The organism is Streptomyces rectiverticillatus (genome assembly GCF_013394065.1).
GTDB classification, from domain to species: domain Bacteria; phylum Actinomycetota; class Actinomycetes; order Streptomycetales; family Streptomycetaceae; genus Streptomyces; species Streptomyces rectiverticillatus.
Map to the genome: position 1 here is coordinate 6,345,197 of NZ_CP040752.1, position 18,645 is coordinate 6,363,841.

13 protein-coding genes and 2 pseudogenes are annotated in these 18,645 nt (G+C 74.5%); 11 read left to right on the top strand and 4 right to left on the bottom strand.

The window, feature by feature from the left end:
- Positions 1-158: 158 nt before the first annotated feature.
- Both FGW37_RS27515 and FGW37_RS27520 read right to left on the bottom strand, forming a co-directional pair.
- On the bottom strand, positions 159-1,364 hold the full coding sequence (locus FGW37_RS27515; protein WP_179083517.1) for an MFS transporter: 1,206 nt from the start codon (positions 1,362-1,364) through the stop codon (positions 159-161).
- A 111-nt stretch (positions 1,365-1,475) separates the two neighbouring features.
- Positions 1,476-2,987 carry an alpha/beta hydrolase gene (locus tag FGW37_RS27520; RefSeq protein WP_179083518.1) on the bottom strand — a complete coding sequence of 504 codons (1,512 nt, stop codon included), beginning with the start codon at positions 2,985-2,987 and terminating at the stop codon, positions 1,476-1,478.
- Between the two features lie 225 nt (positions 2,988-3,212).
- On the opposite strand from FGW37_RS27520, the gene FGW37_RS27525 reads away from it, so the two are divergent.
- From FGW37_RS27525 to FGW37_RS27570, 10 genes and pseudogenes are all read left to right on the top strand, one after another.
- Positions 3,213-4,469 carry an ATP-grasp domain-containing protein gene (locus FGW37_RS27525; RefSeq protein WP_179083519.1) on the top strand — a complete coding sequence of 419 codons (1,257 nt, stop codon included), beginning with the start codon at positions 3,213-3,215 and terminating at the stop codon, positions 4,467-4,469.
- A pseudogene (locus FGW37_RS27530) lies at positions 4,466-5,290 on the top strand (Rossmann-like domain-containing protein); the annotation flags it as partial. The gene FGW37_RS27525 and the pseudogene FGW37_RS27530, both read left to right, overlap by 4 nt.
- 482 nt (positions 5,291-5,772) lie before the next feature.
- Positions 5,773-6,831: pseudogene (locus tag FGW37_RS27535) on the top strand (PLP-dependent cysteine synthase family protein); the annotation flags it as partial.
- Between the two features lie 518 nt (positions 6,832-7,349).
- Positions 7,350-8,486, top strand: coding sequence for a dipeptide epimerase (locus FGW37_RS27540; protein WP_179083520.1), 1,137 nt, complete (start codon positions 7,350-7,352; stop codon positions 8,484-8,486).
- Positions 8,483-9,730: an MFS transporter gene (locus FGW37_RS27545; RefSeq protein ID WP_179083521.1), complete on the top strand. Its 1,248-nt coding sequence runs from the start codon at positions 8,483-8,485 to the stop codon at positions 9,728-9,730. The genes FGW37_RS27540 and FGW37_RS27545 overlap by 4 nt, the downstream gene beginning before the upstream one ends.
- 10 nt (positions 9,731-9,740) lie before the next feature.
- Positions 9,741-10,520, top strand: a complete 780-nt coding sequence (locus FGW37_RS27550) for a class I SAM-dependent DNA methyltransferase (RefSeq protein ID WP_179083522.1) — start codon at positions 9,741-9,743, stop codon at positions 10,518-10,520.
- A 490-nt stretch (positions 10,521-11,010) separates the two neighbouring features.
- Positions 11,011-12,588 (top strand): ABC transporter substrate-binding protein, encoded by a 1,578-nt coding sequence (locus FGW37_RS27555; RefSeq protein WP_179083523.1) that lies wholly within the window; start codon positions 11,011-11,013, stop codon positions 12,586-12,588.
- Positions 12,585-13,529, top strand: coding sequence for an ABC transporter permease (locus FGW37_RS27560; protein ID WP_425506599.1), 945 nt, complete (start codon positions 12,585-12,587; stop codon positions 13,527-13,529). Before FGW37_RS27555 ends, FGW37_RS27560 begins: the two co-directional genes overlap by 4 nt.
- Positions 13,526-14,374 carry an ABC transporter permease subunit gene (locus FGW37_RS27565; protein WP_179083525.1) on the top strand — a complete coding sequence of 283 codons (849 nt, stop codon included), beginning with the start codon at positions 13,526-13,528 and terminating at the stop codon, positions 14,372-14,374. The genes FGW37_RS27560 and FGW37_RS27565 overlap by 4 nt, the downstream gene beginning before the upstream one ends.
- Before the next feature lie 62 nt (positions 14,375-14,436).
- Positions 14,437-15,951, top strand: coding sequence for an ABC transporter ATP-binding protein (locus tag FGW37_RS27570; RefSeq protein WP_246430598.1), 1,515 nt, complete (start codon positions 14,437-14,439; stop codon positions 15,949-15,951).
- Between the two features lie 12 nt (positions 15,952-15,963).
- Here the strand turns inward: FGW37_RS27570 and FGW37_RS27575 are convergent, their stop codons facing one another.
- Positions 15,964-16,152, bottom strand: a complete 189-nt coding sequence (locus FGW37_RS27575; RefSeq protein ID WP_179083527.1) for a hypothetical protein — start codon at positions 16,150-16,152, stop codon at positions 15,964-15,966.
- Between the two features lie 381 nt (positions 16,153-16,533).
- Here FGW37_RS27575 and FGW37_RS27580 point away from each other — a divergent pair, with 381 nt between their 5' ends.
- Positions 16,534-16,800, top strand: coding sequence for a hypothetical protein (locus FGW37_RS27580; protein WP_179083528.1), 267 nt, complete (start codon positions 16,534-16,536; stop codon positions 16,798-16,800).
- Between the two features lie 1,124 nt (positions 16,801-17,924).
- On the opposite strand, the gene FGW37_RS27585 is transcribed toward FGW37_RS27580, so the two are convergent.
- A complete protein-coding gene (locus FGW37_RS27585) occupies positions 17,925-18,479 on the bottom strand; it encodes a TetR/AcrR family transcriptional regulator C-terminal domain-containing protein (protein WP_246430599.1) in 555 nt (184 codons plus the stop codon).
- Positions 18,480-18,645 lie beyond the last annotated feature (166 nt).

Consider the following 18,645-nt stretch of genomic DNA (forward strand, 5'->3'; position numbering starts at 1 on the left):
TGCCGCCGAGTGGCTGACCGCGGAGATTCCGTTTGCAACGGCGGTGACGGAAGGGGTCGGAGAAACGGGGGAAGCGGGGGATGCGGGGGATGTGGGAGATACGGGCGTAGGGGCTGGGCCATCCGGGGGAAGGGCCCGCCGCCCGGGTCCGGACCGGCTCAGGCGGCGCGGGCGGGCGCCTCCTCGGCCTCCTCCTGCACCGCCGGGACGAGGTGCGCCTGCCCGGCGAGGATCACCAGGGCGCCCACGGCGAGCCCGGCGACCCCGCACGAGGCGGCCCACGTGGGCCCGGCCGTCTCCAGCACCGTACCGACGACGGCCGACCCCAGCGCCACGCCCGCCGTCATCAGGGTCACCAGCCAGGCGAACGCCTCGGTGACGGTGCCCGCCGGGGCGAGCTCGCCCACCAGCACGAAGACGACGGTGAGCACGGGTGCGAGGAACAGCCCGGTGAGGATCATCAGGCCGGCCATGAGCGGCGGCGCGGGCAGCAGGCACAGCAGCCCGTACCCGGCCGTGAGCCCCAGCATCAGCAGCAGCGTCCGGCGCGGCGGCGCCACCCGCCAGTGGCGCACGGCCCCGTAGGCCAGCCCGCCGATCAGCGCGCCGAGGGCGTTGAGCGCGAGGAGTGTGGGTGCGCCCCCGGGCAGCCGGTGGTCCTCCGCGTAGTGGACGACGAGGACGTTGAGCGTGCCGATGGCGACGCCCGCGCCCGTGAGGCCCGTGAGCAGCACGACGAGACCGCGGCTGCGCAGGGGGCCGAGCCGGTCGCCGGAGCGGGCGGGCGCCTTCCAGACCCGGGCGGGCGGGGCGGTGGCGACGACGAGCACTCCGGCGATGCCGAGGAGCGCACCGGCCCACAGCGCCGCCGCGGGCGAGGCGACGGCCACGCCGCCGGCCACCACCAGGGGCCCGCCGACGAAGACCAGCTCCTGCGAGGCGGAGTCCAGGGCGTAGGCCGCCTCCAGCTTCCCGGGCGCGACGATGTCCGGCCACAGGGCCCGCAGGCAGGGCTCCAGCGGCGGCGTGGCCGCTCCGGCGAGCGCGACTCCGGCGAGGACGGCCGTGCGGCTGCCGGGCGCGATCGCCACGACCGCGAAGCCCACGGCCGCCACGAGGGCGGTGGGCAGCAGGACGAGCGGCTGGCCCGCCCGGTCCACGAGACGGCCCAGCAGCGGGCCGCCGATCGCGGAGGCGATGGCGAACACCCCCACGGCCACGCCCACGAACCCGTACGACGCCCCCGCCTGACGGAGGGCCAGCGGTACGGCGACCGAGGCCATCGCGCTCGGCAGTCGGCCGACGAGGGTCCCCAGGAGCAGCCTGGTCACGTGGGGGCCGCGCAGCAGATCCGCGTAGCTCATGGGGAGTCCTCGCCGCTCGTCGACTCCTTCGGCCACTGGGTGGCCATGTCCGGCGCTGACGCTCGCGTGGGTGAGATCACGAGGGAATGGTTATACGTAACACGTCGGTCGTCAAGGGGTTTCCGGCAGGCCCGGACCCTGGCAGCGCAGATCCCCGCCGGGCACGGTGCCGTCCACCAGGTAGGCGGCGACGGCGTCGTCCACGCACGCGTTGCCCCGGCTGGCGAAGACGCCGTGCGAGTAGTCGTTCTCCAGCGTGACCAGCCGGGACCCGGGCAGCACGCGCTGCATGGCCCGGGCGCCCTCGACCGGGGAGACCGGGTCGTGCTGCGAGGCGACGAGCAGGACCGGGGGAGCGGCGGGGCTGCCGAGCCGCGTGCGGCTCTCCGGGCGGTGGTGCCAGTACGCGCAGGCCGATGCCTCGATGCCGGTCAGGACGGGCAGCGGGTCGAGGCGGCGCAGGCGCCGGAGGTCGGCCAGCACGCGCCCGGGTGCGGGGCCGGGGCCGTCGGCGCACTTCACGGTGCGGTTGGCGGCCTCGTACGTACGGGAGTCCGGGCCGTCGAAGGGGGCCGCGGGGCGCAGGCCGCCGACCGTGCCCTCGCGCAGGTAGGTGCGCAGCCCGTCGCCGAGGGGCGCCCAGCGCTCGGTGCGGCCGAGCGCCCGGTAGACCGCGCGGTCGAACTCGGCGGGCCCGAAGTCGTCCACGGGCCGGGCCGCGAGCCCGGCCCGCACTCGCTCGTACGCCTCGCGGACCGCTCCCGCCGTGCTGCCGAGCCCGAACCGCTCGTGGTGGGCGGCCAGCCACTCCAGCAGGGTCGCGCGCTGCCGCAGCAGGGACTCGGCCTGGCGGAGGTCGAAGGCGTACCAGTCCTCCGGGCCGACGACGCTGTCCAGCACCATCGGGCCCACGCGCTGCGGGAACAGGGCCGCGTAGGCCGCGCCGAGGTAGCTGCCGTAGGAGACGCCGAGGAAGCCGGTGCGCCGCTCGCCGAGGGCCGCGCGGACGGCGTCCATGTCGCGGGCGGTCTCCTCCGTCGACAGGTGCGCAAGGGCGGGCCCCACGCCCGCCGCGCAGTCGCCGGCGAGGCGGCGCAGGGAGGCGAGGTGCTCCCGCTCGGCGGAGCGGTCGCGCGGGACGGGGTCGGCCGCGGGCGCCGCGAAGAGGCCGCCCATCGCGCCGCAGTCCGCGGGGGCGCTGCGGCCGGTGCCGCGCGGGTCGAAGCCGACGACGTCGTACGCGCGCCGGACCCGTTCGGGCAGCTTGGCGCGCTTGGTGACGGCGTACGGCAGCCCGGAGCCGCCCGGCCCGCCGGGGTTGACGAGCAGCACGCCGCGCCGCTCGGCGGGGGTGCCGGTGGCGCGGACGCGCGAGACGGCTATGGACAGGTGCGGGCCGCGCGGCCGGGCGTGGTCGAGGGGCACGCTCAGCGTGCCGCACTCGACCCGGGCGGGCGGGGCGGGCGCCGGCACGGAGGCGGGGCACGGACCGAAGGCGATCGCGGCGGCGGGCGGCGCGGCGGCCGTGGCGGAGGGGGCGGAGTAGGCGGAGGAGGGGGACAGGGCTGTCGCCGTGGCGGCGACGGCGCACAGGACGGCGGCCGGGCGGATGGAGCGGCGCATGGATCTCGCATTCAGCGGGGTGTGGTGGGTGGGGGGGTGAAGGGGGTGAGGGGGGTGGCGGGGCCGAGGCGGCTGACGGCTCGGCAGATGACAATGACAACCATTATCGATAATGTGTGCGGGGTCAAGACGGGCCGCGCCGCCCCGAGGGCTCCCCCGGCATGCCCGGGCACGCCCCCGGAACCCCCGCCGGGACCGCCGACTGCACTACCAAGAGGGAGAGTTGTGGGACACCTGCTGATGGTCGAGAGCTGGGTCGGATCGATGAGCAGACTGCTGCCACGGGCGATCCGCGAAGCCGGCCACGAATTCACCTTCCTCACCCGCGACTTCCACCACTACCTGCGCTCCGCGCCCGAGGGCACCGCCCACCCCCTGCTCTCCGCCCGCAACGTCGTCCAGGCCGACACCAACGACCTCGCCACGCTGCTCCCGCACATCGAGCAGCTGCACGCCGCCCTGCGCTTCGACGGCGTCCTGACGTCCTGCGACTACTACCTCCCCACCGCCGCCCGCATCGCCGGCCGCCTCGGCCTGCCCGGCCCGTCCGTGCGCGCCGTCACCGACGCCTGCCGTAAGGACGCCACCCGCCGTGCCCTCGAGCGCGCCGGCCTCCCCGGGCCGCGCTTCGCCGTCTGCCCCGACTGGACCGCCACCGCCGAAGCGGCCCGCGACCTCGGCTACCCCCTCGTCCTCAAGCCCGTCGACCTGTGCGCCGGCATGTACGTGCGCAGGGTCGACGACGAGGCCGGGCTGGCCGCCGCCCACCGCGCCCTCGCGGACTTCCCCGTCAACGCGCGCGGACAGCTCCGCGCCCCCGTCGTCCTCCTCGAAGAGCTGCTCGACGGGCCCGAAGTCAGCGTCGAGACCGTCTCCTCCGGCGGAACAGCGCACGTCGTCGGCGTCACCGACAAGAGCGTCGGCGGCGCCCCGGCCTTCGTCGAGACGGGCCACATGTTCCCCGCCGCCCTGGACCGGGCGCAGGCCGAGGAGGCCGCCGCCACCGCCCTGCGCGCCCTCGACGCCCTCGGCCTCGACGACGTCGTCGCCCACACCGAGATCAAGCTCACCCCCGACGGGCCCCGCGTCATCGAGGTCAACCCCCGCCCCGCGGGCAACCGCATCACCGAACTCGTCCGCCACGTCACCGGCGTCGACCTCGCCGCCGCCTGCGTGGACGTCGCCCTCGGGCGCGAACCCGACCTGACCACCCGTACGACGGGCATACGCAGCGCGGCCATCTCCTTCCTCGTCCCGGAGACCGCCGGCACGCTGCAGCACATCGACGGGGCGGACGGCGTCGCCGGAGCCCCCGGCGTGCTCGAAGCCTCCTTCGCCGAGCCCGGCACCGCCGTCAAGGCGAGCGGCAGCAACAACGACTACCTCGGGCACGTCATGGCCGCCGACCCCGGCGGCCATGGAGCGCGCCGCCGCGCCGAGGACCTCCTCGCCGGGCTCACCCCGAAGGTGGTGGCCCCGTGAGCCTCCTCGCCCCCGCCCCCGCGCCTGCCCTCTCCTGTCCCGACCTCGAACAGCGCGTCCTGGCAGGCGCGTACGGGCCCGACCCCCGCACCCTGCGCACCAGCGTCGCCTTCACCACCGCCCAGGCCGTACGCCACGAAGGCCGCAGCGGCGGCTACCGCAACGAGGTGCTCAGCCTGCGCGTCGGCGCCGCCGTCGGTTCCTGCGCCGTCGAACCCGGCGCCCTTCCCGCCGGCGCCGTCGAGGAGTGCGCCGGCACCGACGTCGCCACGCTCCTCGACCACCCCCTGCGTGCCGTACGGGTGGCCGCCCTCGACGCCTACCTGATGCACACCACCCCGCACACCCCCGCCAACGGCGCCCGGCCCTGGGCCCTGCCCGCGGGCGACTCGCTGCGCAAGTCCCGTGCCCGGGCACGCGCCGTCGTCAGCCTGCTGGACGCCCGCCCCGGGCAGCGCGTCCTCGTCGTCGGCGTCGTCAACTCCCTGCTGGAGGCGTTGCGCGAGCGCGGCCTGGCCTACGTGCCCTGCGACCTCAAGGGCGGCGTCACCGAGTGGGGCGAACCCGTGCGCACCGACGCGCACGCGGAATTCGGAGACTGCGACGCCCTGCTCGTCTCCGGGATGACCCTCGGCAACGGCACCTTCGAGCCCCTGCGCGAGCACGCCCGGCGCCACGGCAAGCAGCTCGTGGCCTTCGCCCAGACCGGCAGTGCGATCCTGCCGCGGCTGATCGGCGCCGGAGTGAGCGCGGTGTGCGCGGAGCCGTACCCGTTCTTCTGGCTCGACGGCGGCCCCGGCGTCGTCCACCGCTACGGCGGGCCGGGCGTGCTCCGTGCTTCCGGGGGCCCGAGTGCCCTCCACGCCTCCGGGGGCCCGGGCTCCCTCGACGCCTCCGGGGGCCCGGGCGTGCTCCGTGCTTCCGGGGGCCTCGATACCCCCGGCGGGCCCGGTGGCCTCGACGCTTCCCGGGGCCTGGGCGTGCTCCGTGCTTCCGGTGGCCTCGACACCTCCAGCGGGCCCGGTGGCCTCGACGCTTCCGGGGGCCCGGGTGTGCTCCGTGCTTCCGGGGGCCTCGACGCCTCCGGTGGCCCCGGTGGCCTCGACACCTCCAGCGGGCCCGGTGGCCTCGACGCTTCCGGGGGCCCGGGTGTGCTCCGTGCTTCCGGCGGCCTCGACGCCTCCGGTGGGCCCGGTGGCCTCGACGCCTCCGGCGGCACTGGCTCCCTCCGCCCCTCCGGAGGCACAGGTTCCCTCCGCCCCTCCGGAGGCACTGGCTCCCTCCGCCCCTCCGGAGGTCGGCGATGAGCCCCGTCCTGCAGGCCGCGCCCCGCGCCAACCGCGGGCTCCTCTCCCTCCTCGGCCGCACCCCGCTCGCCCGCATCGACGCCGGACTGCCCGGCCCGCACCCCGGGTTCTGGGCCAAGCTCGAAGGGCTCGGCGCCGGCGGCATGAAGGCCCGCGCCGCCGTCTCCATGCTCATGGGCGCCGAGGAACGCGGTGAGCTCCTGCCCGGCGCGCCCGTCGTCGAATCCACCTCCGGCACCCTCGGCATCGGCCTCGCCTTCGCGGGCCAGGCCCTCGGCCACCCCGTCGTCCTCGTCGGCGACGCCGAACTGGAACCGTCCATGCGGCGGCTCCTGCGCGCCCACGGCGCCCGGCTCGACATCGTCGACCGCCCGGCCGCCGAGGGCGGCTGGCAGGCCGCGCGCCTCGCCAGGCTGCGGCAGCTCCTCGCCGCGCACCCGGGCGCGTACTGGCCCGACCAGTACAACAACCCCGACAACGTCGCCGGTTACGCCTCCCTCGCCGCCGAACTGGCGTCCGGCCTGGACCACCTGGACATCCTCGTGTGCAGCGTCGGCACCGGCGGGCACAGCGCCGGAATCGCCGGGCCCCTGCGCCGGCACTTCCCCGGACTGCGCGTCGTCGGTGTCGACGCGACCGGCTCGACGATCTTCGGCCAGCCGTCCCGGCCCCGCCTGATGCGCGGCCTCGGCAGCAGCATCCACCCGCGCAACGTCGCCTACGACGCCTTCGACGAGGTCCACTGGGTCGGCCCCGCCGAGGCCGCGGACGCCTGCCGGAGGCTGGCCCGCGAGGCGTTCGTCAGCGGCGGCTGGTCCACGGGCGCGGCCGCCCTCGTGGCGGCCTGGGCCGCCCGCGTCCACCCCGGCGCGGTCGTCGCCACGGTCTTCCCGGACGGCCCCCACCGCTACCTCGGCACGCTCTACGACGACGACTTCACCGCAGCACACGGCCTGGACCTCGATGCGGCCGCCCGCCGCCCGCTGGAGATCCCCCACCCGCGAGCCGCGGAGGCGACGGGCTGGGCGCGGTGCACGACGGTGGTGGATCCGCTGGATCCCGTCGATCCGGTGGATCCGGTGCGGGGCGGGGGCGGAGCAGGGCCGGCGTCCTACGGGTGGCCGGGTGCCACCGGGGCGGCTCGCGTCGGCGCGCCCGTCGCGGGCCCGGCCGACGGCGTCACGCCTGCGGCCGGTGTGACCGGTGTGATCGGTGTGGCCGGTGCTGATGCGGCCGGCCCCGGGAAGGCCGCGGCCGGAGGCGCCGCGGCAGTGGCCTCGGCGGGCTCTGCCGTTGCCGGTGTGCCCGCCGTCGGTGCGGCTGTCGTCGGCGTGGCTGCCCGCCGCGCGGGCGGTGCCGGAGCGACCGGCGTCCGAGGCGGCGGGGGCGGTGGGGGCGGACAGCCGGGCGCTCGGCCCGGCTGCGACGGAGTGTCCGCCGACGCCGAGGGAGCCCCCGTCGCCCCGGGCGCCGTTCCAGGCGGCGCCGGGGCCCGCCATGACGTCCCCGGTGGCCGTTCGGCACGGGACCGGGCGGACGGTCGACCTCACTGCCGTACCACCGGAGGTGCCCCGTGAAGACCACCCTGCGCACCGCCCGGCTCCGTCTCGCCGAACCCCTGCGGATCTCCCGGGGCGTCATGGACGCCCGCGACGCCGTCTGGCTGACCGTCGAGCACGGCGGAGTCCGCGGCTTCGGCGAGGCCGTGGCCAGCGCCTACTACGGGCTGGACGCCGGTGCCATCCGGCGGCTGATGTGCCACGCCGCGGTCGGGCTCGGCAAGTTCGCGACGCCGGAGAGCGCGCTGGAAGCCGTAGCAGAAGAGACGCTTCTGCCTCGCGACACCCCGCCCGCCGTGACCGCCGCCGTCGAAGCCGCGCTGCTCGACCTCGCGGGCAAGCGCGCCGGCCTGCCCGTGCACCGGCTCCTGGGGAGCAACGGCACGGCCGCGCCCGCCGCCGACACCGCCCGCACCATCGGCATCACCTCGCCCGTACGGGCCGCCCTGACGGCCCGCTGCCTCGCCGACGCCGGGTTCACCGTCCTCAAGATCAAGGGTGGGTCGCCCGACCCCGCCGACGACATCGAGCGCGTACGAGCCGTACGGCAGGCCGCCCCGCACGCCCGGCTGCTCCTCGACCCCAACGGGGCCTGGACCGTCGCCCGGGCCCGGAAGCTGCTGCCGCGCTTCGCCGCGCTCGGCGTCGAAGCCGTCGAACAGCCCACCCTCCCCGGCGATCCCGAGGGCCTCGCCCGGCTCGCCGAGACGTCCCCGCTGCCCCTCATCGCCGACGAGGACGCGGCGAGCCTCGACGACGCCCGCCGCCTCGCGGGCCGCGTCCACGGCGTCAACGTCAAGCTCGCCAAGTGCGGTGGCGTCCACGCCGCCCTGCGGATCGCCGACGCCCTGGCCGGCAGCGGCACGGAGCTCATGCTGGGCTGCCTGACCGCCAGTTCGCTCGGCATCGCCCCCGCCGTCCACCTCGCCGACCGGGCCCGCTGGACCGACCTCGACGGCCACCTGCTGCTCGCCCACGACCCGTGGACCGGCATCGGCGGCGAGAACGGCACCGTACGGGCCCCGGGCGCCCCCGGCCTGGGCGTCCGCGCCACCACACAACGAACGCAACGAGGGCAACGGGCGCAACAAGTGCAACGAGCGCAACGAGGCCAACGAGGCCAACGAGGGCAAGGAGACCCCGCACCGTGAAGACCTGGCACGAAATACGCGGCTTCCCGCTCGCGATCCGCCTCCTCCTCGTCAACCAGCTCGGCGTCAACACCGGCTTCTACCTGCTCATCCCCTACCTCGCCACCCACCTCGGCCAGGACCTCGGCATGTCCGCCGCCGTCATCGGCATCGTCCTCGGCGTCCGCAACCTCAGCCAGCAGGGCCTCTTCCTCATCGGCGGCTCGGCCGCCGACCGGCTCGGGGCACGCGGCGTGATCATCGCCGGGTGCGCGCTGCGGACCGCGGGCTTCGCCCTGTTCGCCCTCGGCGACGGCCTCGCCGTGCTGCTCGCCGCATCCGTCCTCAGCGGCCTCGCGGGCGCGCTCTTCAACCCCGCCGTGCGGGCGTACCTCGCCCAGGAGGCGGGGGAGCGGAAGGCGGAGGCGTTCGCCCTGTTCAACGTCTTCGCGACCACCGGCGCGCTCATCGGACCGCTGCTCGGCAGCGCGCTCCTCCTCGTCGGCTTCCGGGCTTCCGCGCTCACCGCCGCCGGGATCTTCGCCCTGCTCACCGTCGCCCAGGCGCTCGTCCTGCCCGCCCGGCCGGCCGCGCCCAGCGGCGGCGGGGTGCTCGCCGACTGGCGCGAAGTCCTCGCCAACCGGGCCTTCCTGGCGTTCTCCCTCGCCATGGTCGGCATGTTCACCATGGAGAACCAGCTCTACCTCCTCCTGCCCGACGGAGCCCGCCGCGCCACCGGCTGGGACGGCGCCGCGGGGCTCGTCTTCCTCGCCGGGACCCTCGCCAACCTGGGCCTGCAACTGCGCATCACACGGGCCCTGAAGGGCCGCGGCAGCCGGGGTACGTGGGTCGCGGCCGGACTCGCCCTGATGGGCCTCGCCTTCCTGCCCCCGATGGCGGTGGCGGGCACCGAAGGGAACGTGCTCGGGCTGCTGCCCGTCCTCGGCGGGGCGCTGCTGCTCTATCTCGGCGTCATGATCGCCCAGCCGTTCGTCATGGAGATGGTCCCCGGCTTCGGGCGGCCCGGGCTGACGGGCACGTACTTCGGCATCTTCTACGCCGTCTCCGGCATCGCCGCCGCCCTCGGCAACGCGCTGATCGGCTGGGCCATGGACACCGGCGGGCGCGACGGAACCCAGTGGCTGCCCTGGGCGTGCTGCCTGGCGCTCGGGCTCGCCTCCGCGGGCGGAGTGGCGTGGCTGCACCGGCTGCGGGTGCTTCCGGCGGCGGCTCCGACGGCTACGTCGGCTCCGGCAACGGCCTGAAGGGACGAGGATGAACACCCGAAACCTGCTGACCGACCACCCCGAACTCTACGAAGCCCGCTTCCCCGACCCCGAACGCCTTGCCGCCCGCTGGGCGGAGGCCACCCTCGCCGCCCACGGCGCCGGGCCGCGCGTCCTCGACCTCGGCTGCGGTACGGGGCGGGATGCGGCGTGGCTCCACGGGGCCGGTCGCGAGGTCACCGGCGCCGACCTATCCGACGCCATGCTTGCCCACGCCCGGGCCCGGCACCCCGGCCCCGCGTACCTCCGCGCCGATCTGCGCGGATTCGACCTCGGCGAAGGCGCCTTCGACGCGGTCGTGAGCCTGGACAGCGCGCTGCTTTATTGCCACACCAACGAGGAGCTCGACGGCCTCCTGGGCTCCTGCCGGCGGGCGCTGCGGCCGGGAGGACTGCTCGTCGCCGAGATGCGCAACGGGGCGTTCTTTCTGGGCCGCACGGAGCTGCTGGACGCGCCGGCGTCCGGGGAGTTCACCTGGCGGGGGCGCACGTACGCGCACGTGACGACGCTCGGCGTCGACCGCGCGGCGCAGCTGTTGCGGCGACGCCGCGTCTGGACGACGGACGGCTCCCCGCCGTTCGAACAGCGCTCGGCGTGGCGCCTGCTGTTCCCCCAGGAACTCCACTACGCACTGGCCGCGCACGGCTTCGACACCGTCTCCCTCCACGACGGCCCGGGCCCCCGCACGGAGCCTCCCTGGCGGGAGGGCGCCCCACCGTCGACCACGGCCGACGGCGACCGCCTGCACGTGATAGCGCGCCGGCTGTAGCGCGTGGCCGGTTACGGCCGCATCGGCACCGCCGGTCCACGCCGTGGGTGGTTACTCGCCGCGGCGGCGGTCACAAAGGCGCGGGTTCCGCTGCCACGGCGAATACCAGGATCCCGTGCAGCGACGCCGAACAGGCTTGGCTCGCCGGGCGTTTCGGGGTCCTGCGCACCTCGCGTCAGCTGCCGCGGCGAGTGGCTACGACGTCGTGGGCCCAGCGTGGCGAGCCGGCTTGACACGCTGGGCCGGTGGCGCGTGCCGCGAGGCATGGAGGTGCTGCGCACCTCTTGTCCGCCGCGGTGGCGGGCAACCACGACGGTGTGGCGCGGCGGTGCCGAAACGGGCTTGGCCCGGTGGGCGTTTCGAGGTGCTGCGCACCTCCCGTCCGCCGCCGCGGTGAGCAACCACGACGTCGTAGTCCGGCGGTGCCGGGCAGCCCCCGGGGGCACGCCGTCGTCCCATCCCACTCCAACCCCTCACCAGGAGAACCTCCATGCACACCCCTCCCCCCGGCCTCCGGCGGCGCGGATTTCTTGCTGTCACAGCCGCCGGCGGCATCGGCCTCGCCGGCCTGGGCATCGCCGGGTGCTCCCCCGGCACCGGCACCGGTACCAGTACCGACACCCGTTCCGGCACCCCCCGCAAAGGCGGCCGGTTGCGGGCAGCCTTCGCCGGGGGCGGGGCCGCCGAGACGCTTGATCCGCATCTGGGGAACCTCTTCGCCGACGCGGCCCGGGCCAAGGCTCTGTTCGACAAGCTCGCCGACTACGGGCCCGATCTGACCGCCAGGCCCCGCCTGGCCGAGCGGTGGGAGGCGAGTGCCGGGCTCGACCGGTGGTCGGTCACGCTGCGGGAGGCCGTGTTCCACGACGGCAGGCCCGTCACCGCCGAGGACGTCCTCTTCAGCTACCGCCGGATCGTCGATCCGAAGAAGGCCTTCCGGGCCAGGGCGTCCCTGGAACCGATCGACCTGGAAGCCAGCCGCGCCACGGGGCCCCGTACCGTCGAGTTCCGGCTGAAGCGGCCGACGGCCGAATTCCCCAACGTGCTCGCCGCGTTCGGCGCGTACATCGTGCCGAAGGGCACCGAGCAGTTCGACGAGCCCGTGGGGTCGGGCCCGTTCCGCCACGTGTCGTTCGCGCCCGGGCGGTCCGCCCGGTTCCGCCGCAACGACGCCTACTGGGACGGCGCCCCGCACCTGGACGAGCTCGAGTTCGTCGTCGCGAACGAGGAGTCGGCGCGCGTCAACGCCCTGCTCGGCGGCCAGGTCGACTACGCGCACGAGCTCGCTCCCACCACGGCCCGCGCCCACGAGGGCAGGGGCCGCATCGAGATCGTGCGGCTGCGCAACAGCGCGATGCAGGGCTTCGTGATGAAGACGGACCGGCCGCCGTTCGACGACCCGCGCGTACGGGAGGCGTTCTTCCTCATCGCCGACCGCGACGAGCTCGTCAAGGGCGCCCTGTCCGGCGCGGGCGAGACCGGCAACGACCTCTTCGGCAAGGGCTGCGCCCACTACGCGGCGGGCCTGCCGCAGCGCCGCCAGGACCTCGACCGGGCCCGGCGCCTGCTGAAGGAGGCCGGGGCGGAGGACCTGAAGGTCACTCTGGACACCTCCCCGGTCGCCGCGGGCTTCACGGAGGCCGCCGGCATCTTCCGCGACCAGGCCGCGAAGGCGGGCGTCACCGTCGAGGTGCGCGTGGGCAACAAGGACAGCTACTGGAAGGACATCCTCGACCACGGCACGTTCGCCAGCTACCGCTCCGGCGCCATGCCCATCGAGTCGCACATCTCCCAGCGGCTGCTGAGCGACTCCACCACCAACGCCACCCACTGGCGCCGCAAGGACTTCGACGAGCTCTACCGGCGCCTGCAGTCGACCAAGGACGCCCGCGAGCGGGCGGGGCTCTACGAGCGGATGCAGCGCGTCCTGCACAGCGAGGGCGGCTTCCTGGTGTGGGGCTTCGCCGACTGGATCGTCGGCACGTCCCGCCGCGTGCGCGGCGTGGCCCGCGACGCCCCGGCCAACACCCTGGACTGGGCCCGCTTCGACAAGGTGTGGCTGGCGTGAGCCGCTGGATCGTCCGCCGGATCCTCCTCGGCGCCGCCCAGACCGCCGCGGTCGTCCTGCTCGTGTTCGCCCTCACGGAGGCCCTGCCGGGCGACGCGGCCGTGGCCCTCGCGGGCGACGATCCCGACCCGGCCCGCATCGCCGCGATCCGCGAGGCCCTGCACCTGGACCGGCCCGCGCACGAGCGGCTGGGGGAGTGGGCCGCGGCCCTGCTCCACGGCGACCTGGGGATGTCGCTCGCCTCGGGCCGCCCGGTGGCGGCGGCGCTGGCCGAGGGGTTCGGGCCGACGCTGCTGCTGGCCGCGCTCACCCTCGCCCTCCTGATTCCGGCGGGCGTCGGCCTCGGCGTGCTGGCGGCCCGCCGCGAGGGCGGCCCGGTCGACCGGGTGGTCTCCTCGGTGACGCTCGCGGTGTACGCGGTGCCCGAGTTCGCCTTCGGGGTGCTGCTGGTGACCGTCCTGGCCCTGCGCCTGGGCTGGCTGCCCCCGACGGCGGTCGGCTACGGCACCGACCTGCTCGCCCACCCGGAGGCGCTCGTCCTGCCCGTCCTGGTGCTGCTGTCCCGTCCGGTGTGTTCGATCAGCCGGCTGGTGCGGGCCGGCATGGTCGAGGCGCTGGCCTCCCCGTACGCGGCGCAGGCCCGTCGCTACGGCCTGTCGGGCGCCCGCGTCCGCTACGCGCACGCTCTGCCCAACGCGGTCGCCCCCGCCGCCCAGCAGCTCGCCCGCACCGTCGACTGGCTGCTGTGCGGGGTGATCGTCGTCGAGGCCCTGTTCGTGATCCCCGGCCTCGGCACCGTCCTGATGGACGCGGTGGCCGCCCGGGACGTCCCCGTGGTGCAGGGCCTGGCCGTGGTCTTCGGGCTGGTCGCCGTCGTCCTCAACCTGGCCGCGGACCTGGTCGCCCACCGCTTCGCGCCGCGCGCGGGAGCGGCGGCATGAGCGCCGGATCCGTAGGCGGCGGGCGTACGGGCGGCGGGCGTACGAGGGCCGGGCGCTTCGCGCTCGGCGCGGTCGTCGCCGGGCTGCCGCTGCTCCTCGCCCTGCTCGGCCCGTGGTGCGCGGGGGAGGCGGGCCCGCGCGGCACGTCGTTCACGCTGGGCGAAGGGCACTGGCTCGGTACGGACTTCGCCGGCCGGGACGTGTGGCGCCAGGTCCTCCTCGGCGGCCGCTCGGCGGTCCTGGTGACCCTCGCCGCCACCGCCCTCGCCTACGCCGTGGCCGTGCCCCTCGGCCTGGCCGCCGCGCTCACCCGCCGGGCGTGGCTGGAGGACGTGCTGCTGCGGCCCTTGGACGTCCTGCTGGCCGTGCCCTCCCTCCTCCTCGTCCTGCTGGTGGCCTCGGTCCGCCCGCCGGGCCCCGCCGGGCTCGCGCTGCTGGCGGCCCTCGTCAACATTCCCGATGCGGCCCGGATCGTCCGGGCGCGGGCCGCCGAGGTGGCGTCCCGGCCCTCGGTGGAGGCCCTGCGCATGCAGGGCGAGTCGTGGTGGCGGATCGCGGTCGGGTACGTGGGGCGCTCGATGGCCGGGACCCTGGCCGCCGACGCGGGCGTCCGGCTGACCGGTGTGCTCTACCTCGTGGCCACGGCGGCCTTCCTCGGCGTGGGCGCCGGGCCCGACGCGCCCGACTGGGCCGTGATGGTGGACCGCAACCGCACCGGGCTGTTCGTCCAGCCGTGGGCCGTCGTCGTGCCCGCCGTGCTGGTCGTGGCCCTGTCCGTCGGCACGAACCTGCTGTTCGACGCGGTGCGCAGGGCACCCGCGCGCAAGGAAGGAAGGCGCCCGTGAACGGTCCGGAGAGTCCTGAGAGCCCGGAGAGACCGGAAAGCCCGGAGGATACGGAGAACGCGGTGGCCGAGGTCCGCGGGCTGCGCGTGGTGGTGCCCGGCGGGCGGGCGATCGTCGACGGCGTGAGCCTGACGGCCCGGCCCGGGCGCGTCACCGCCCTCGTCGGCGCGTCCGGCAGCGGGAAGACGACGACGGGCCTCGCGCTGCTGGGCGAGTACCCGCCGGGCGCGCGCGTCACGGGCGAGGTGCGCGTGGCGCAGGGGCTCGCCGGGTACGTACCGCAGCACCCCGCGTCCGTCCTCAACCCCGCCCGGCGGGTGAGCGCCCTCCTCTACGACATCGCCCGCCGCCAGGTCCGCGAACTGCCGCGCGGGGCACGGCGCGAGGCGGCACGCGCGCGGGTCCGGGACGCCCTGCGGGACGCGCAGCTGCCCGGCCCGGACGAGGTGCTCGCCCGCTACCCGCACCAGCTGTCGGGCGGGCAGCAGCAGCGCGTCGTCCTCGCCCAGGCACTGCTGCTCGGCGCGCGCGTCGTGGTGGCCGACGAGCCGACGACCGGCCTGGACCCCCGTACGAAGGAACGGGTGGCCGCACAGCTTGCGGCGGTGGCCCGCCGTGGCATCGCCGTGGTCCTCCTCAGCCACGACCTGGACGTGGTCCGCGCCCTGGCGGACGAGGTCCTGGTGATGCGCGACGGAACGGTGGTGGACCGGGGCACGCCGGAGGAGATACGGGCGGGGTCGCGGCGGCACGCGTGGACGCGGGAGCTCCTGCGGGAGGGCGAGGAAGGAGAGGAGGAAGAGGAGGGTGAGGAGAGGGAAGAGGGTGAGGAGAGGGAAGAGAGCGGCCAAGACGACGGTGCCGGAGCGCCGGACGGGTCTCCCGTCCTCGAAGTCCGTTCCCTGACCGCCCGTCACCCCGGCGCCCCCGGCGTCCTGCGCGACGTCCCCTTCTCGGTGCACCCCGGCGAGTGCGTCGCGGTCGTCGGCCCGTCCGGCAGCGGCAAGACCACTCTCGGCCGCTGCCTCGCCGGACTGCACCCCGCCTACGACGGCGTCGTCACCCTCGACGGGGCTCCGCTGCCGCGCAGTCTGAGGCGGCGCGGCAGGGCCGAGCTGGCAGCCGTGCAGTACGTCTTCCAGGACGCGCGTGCGGCTTTCGACGAGCACCGGGCCGTGCTCGGCCAGGTGGCCCGTACCGCGGTGCGGCTGCGCGGCCTCGGCCGGGCCGCGGCCGAGGAGGAGGCCCGGGCGCTGCTCGCGCGCATGGGGCTCGGCGCGGACCACGCGGGTCGGCGCCCCGGCGAACTCTCCGGCGGCGAGCTCCAGCGGGCGGCCCTGGCCCGGGCCCTGCTGGCCCGGCCCCGGGTCCTGATCTGCGACGAGGTCACGTCCGGGCTGGACGCGGTCACCCGGCGGGGGATCCTCGCCCTGCTGACCGCGCTGGTGCGCGAACCCGGCGGGCCGGGCCTGGTGCTCATCACCCACGACACCGCGACGGCCGCCGTTGCGGGGCGGACCGTCGTGGTGGAGGCGGGGCGTGTGCGCGAGCGGGCCGCCCGGTGTCCGGGCTCTTGAGGGCGGTACGGGTCAGGGGGCGAGGCAGCCCGTGCCCGGGATCTCGGGCGGGGCTCCAAGGGCGGCCGGGTCGACGAGGGCCGTGAGGTCGCCGGCGGCGCAGGTGATCACGGCCACGGGGTCGGGCACGGCTGTGGCAGTGGTTGTGCTCACCCCGAGGAGGCAGGCGGCTCCGAGGACGACGGCGGCGATGCGGCGCATGAAAGGCCTTTCAGTGGGCGGGTGTTGACGGTGGCCACACCCTGCCCCGCCGTGCGCCGCGCCATGTGCCGTGTCACCCGCACGTGGCCGGGTGAATCGATCCCCCGCCCCCTTGTTCGCCGATCGTCTCCGCGGGGTGTGGCGATGCTGCGCCAGGTCTTCAGCTTGTTCATCGGGCGCCCGACGGCTGAGGAACGGCAAAAACGGAATCGCTTCACCACCGTGTAGGCGGTGTTTTTCTCCACTATCACCCATTCAGGTGATAGGCATGGCTTGTGTCTGCCCTGACGCTTGAGGTGTGCCGCACGGAAGAGTAACCGGCTCAGCTGAACTGGCGGAGTTCGGCATCTGTGACCTCCGCTGATCAAAGGAGCGTGCATCATGGCATTCTCGAACCTCGGTCCTCCCACAACACTGCCGGCCAACACGCAGACCAGGTGGGAATACTGGCTTAACGCAGCTCGATCGGACTTCGGTCTGCAGACAGCCTGCGCCGACATCAAGTCCCCCAATCAGGGCGCGTGGCACGTTGCTCGCGATCAGGGTAAACGTCGCGAAGACAGTGGACGCACCACCTACACCGTGATTATCGTCAACCAGGGGCCCGGTGCGGCTACCCACAACCTCCAGGGCGGAGGGGGAGTATGAAGCTCACTGTGATTACATCGGCGAACGGTGAAGTCGTGGCGGTGCAACAGGGGTTTGCATCGGAGACCCGTAAGCGCGCCGAAGGCGCAGTCATCGTTCCGGGACCAGGGGAGACACTCCATGAAGTGGACGTCCCCGAGGCACGCGAATCCTCCAGCCCCGATGAAATTCTGCGAGTCGCCGCAGCGCACTTGGCCCGGTAACCCTGCCTGTGCGAGCGCCTGTTCTGCCCGCAGGGCGACCTGGGCTCTGAGCTGAGTGGCGATAGCCGACTCGCGTCGCGCCACCAGGGCCCAGACCATCGCGCTCATCGGAGGTCAAGATGAAACGCTTCCGGACGGTCATCGTGGCAGCAGTCGCCTCACTCACCTTCGGCATGATGGCCGCCGCTCAGAGCGACAGCAGACCGGCTGTCGAGACGGCTGCATCGCGGGTGATGGCAAATCACCACATTCAGAGGGGCGCGCCTCTGGTCCTGCAGCCGGGTGAGGAAAGCGCCGCATCGGTTGATTGTCCCGCCGGTGAGGAGCCCAGCGGTGGAGGGGGCCAAGCGTTCCCCTTCTCGAATGCTTTCATCAGCAGCTCACAGCGGGTGGATCGCAGTTGGGTCGCTACCGTGCACAACTACGCGACATCCCCGAAGCAGCTGGTAGCGGTTGCCATTTGCACGACGCTTCCCCACCAGCGTGTTATCGGCCCCCCTGTAACCCTGCAACCAGGGGCCACCGGGGTGGCGTCCGTGGATTGCCCAGCAGGGCAGCTGGCCACTGGTGGAGGCGTCACCTCCAGCGGCACCGGGGTGGCGATCAGTCAGATCGCTCCCGACTGGGGGAGTTTGCGCATCGTGGGTACCAATCGCGGTAGCGCGGTCCAGGACATGCAGGCTTCCGTTGTTTGTGCTGCGGGGGACTATACGCAGCATCCGGGTGTCACTGTGAGCTTGCAACCGAACGAGAGCAAGTCCGCCAGTGTGCTCTGTCCGGTGGGCAAGGTGCCGACCGGAGGGGGGTATCGCAGTACCGGTGCCGACTTCGGAGAGTCGTACCCTGTCGGAAACGGTTGGACTGTCGGAGCCACCAATAGCACCCGCACTGCGCAGACAATGACTCCTATCGTTGTCTGCGTCACTCCGTGATCAAGGGGTAGGACGGGGTCTGTGAGGGGAAATCGTGATGCCACTCACGGGAGTAGACCGTGAGGGCATGCACCGCTGCCCCCAGCGGAAACCCGGACGCCGTCAGAGTCGTCAGACCGCGTTCCACCGCGTCGAGCGTTGCCGGGGTCACCGCGGGGCGGCTCGCCGCGAGGGGGAGCACGCCCGGGTGGCGCAGCAGCGCTTGGCGCAGCGAGACGGCGTACGTCCGCAGCAATGCGCGCCAGTCGGTGCCCCCCGCGCCTGCGTCCGCATCCGCGCTCTCGCCAGGGAATGGCAGCGCCAGGGCGAACAGCCGCGCGTCCGGGACAGGCCCGCCCGTTCGCCGCGCGTCCGCTTTCCCATGGTGGCTCCTCCGGCCGCCCTTGCCTGTCTGTCGCAGTACATGGCGCTCGGCGTGATCGACCACAACAAGAACATTGTTGGTGAGGCGGACGAGCCCGGCGCGGCCTTCGACGGCTTCCGTCAGCAGCTCGACGCCTTCGGTGCAGTCGTGATGCGCCCCGACGCCGATCTGGTGGTTCACCGTTATTGGCGGCAAGATCTCGGAGATTCGCGCCGTCAGTGACCGCCTCGGCATGTTCCTCCAGCTCGGCCGGCCCTGGCCGACCGCCCACCCAGGCTGGTATCCATCGGAACCATCGGAACCATCGGAACCATCGGAACCGGCGGAACCGGGCCGGATCAACTGA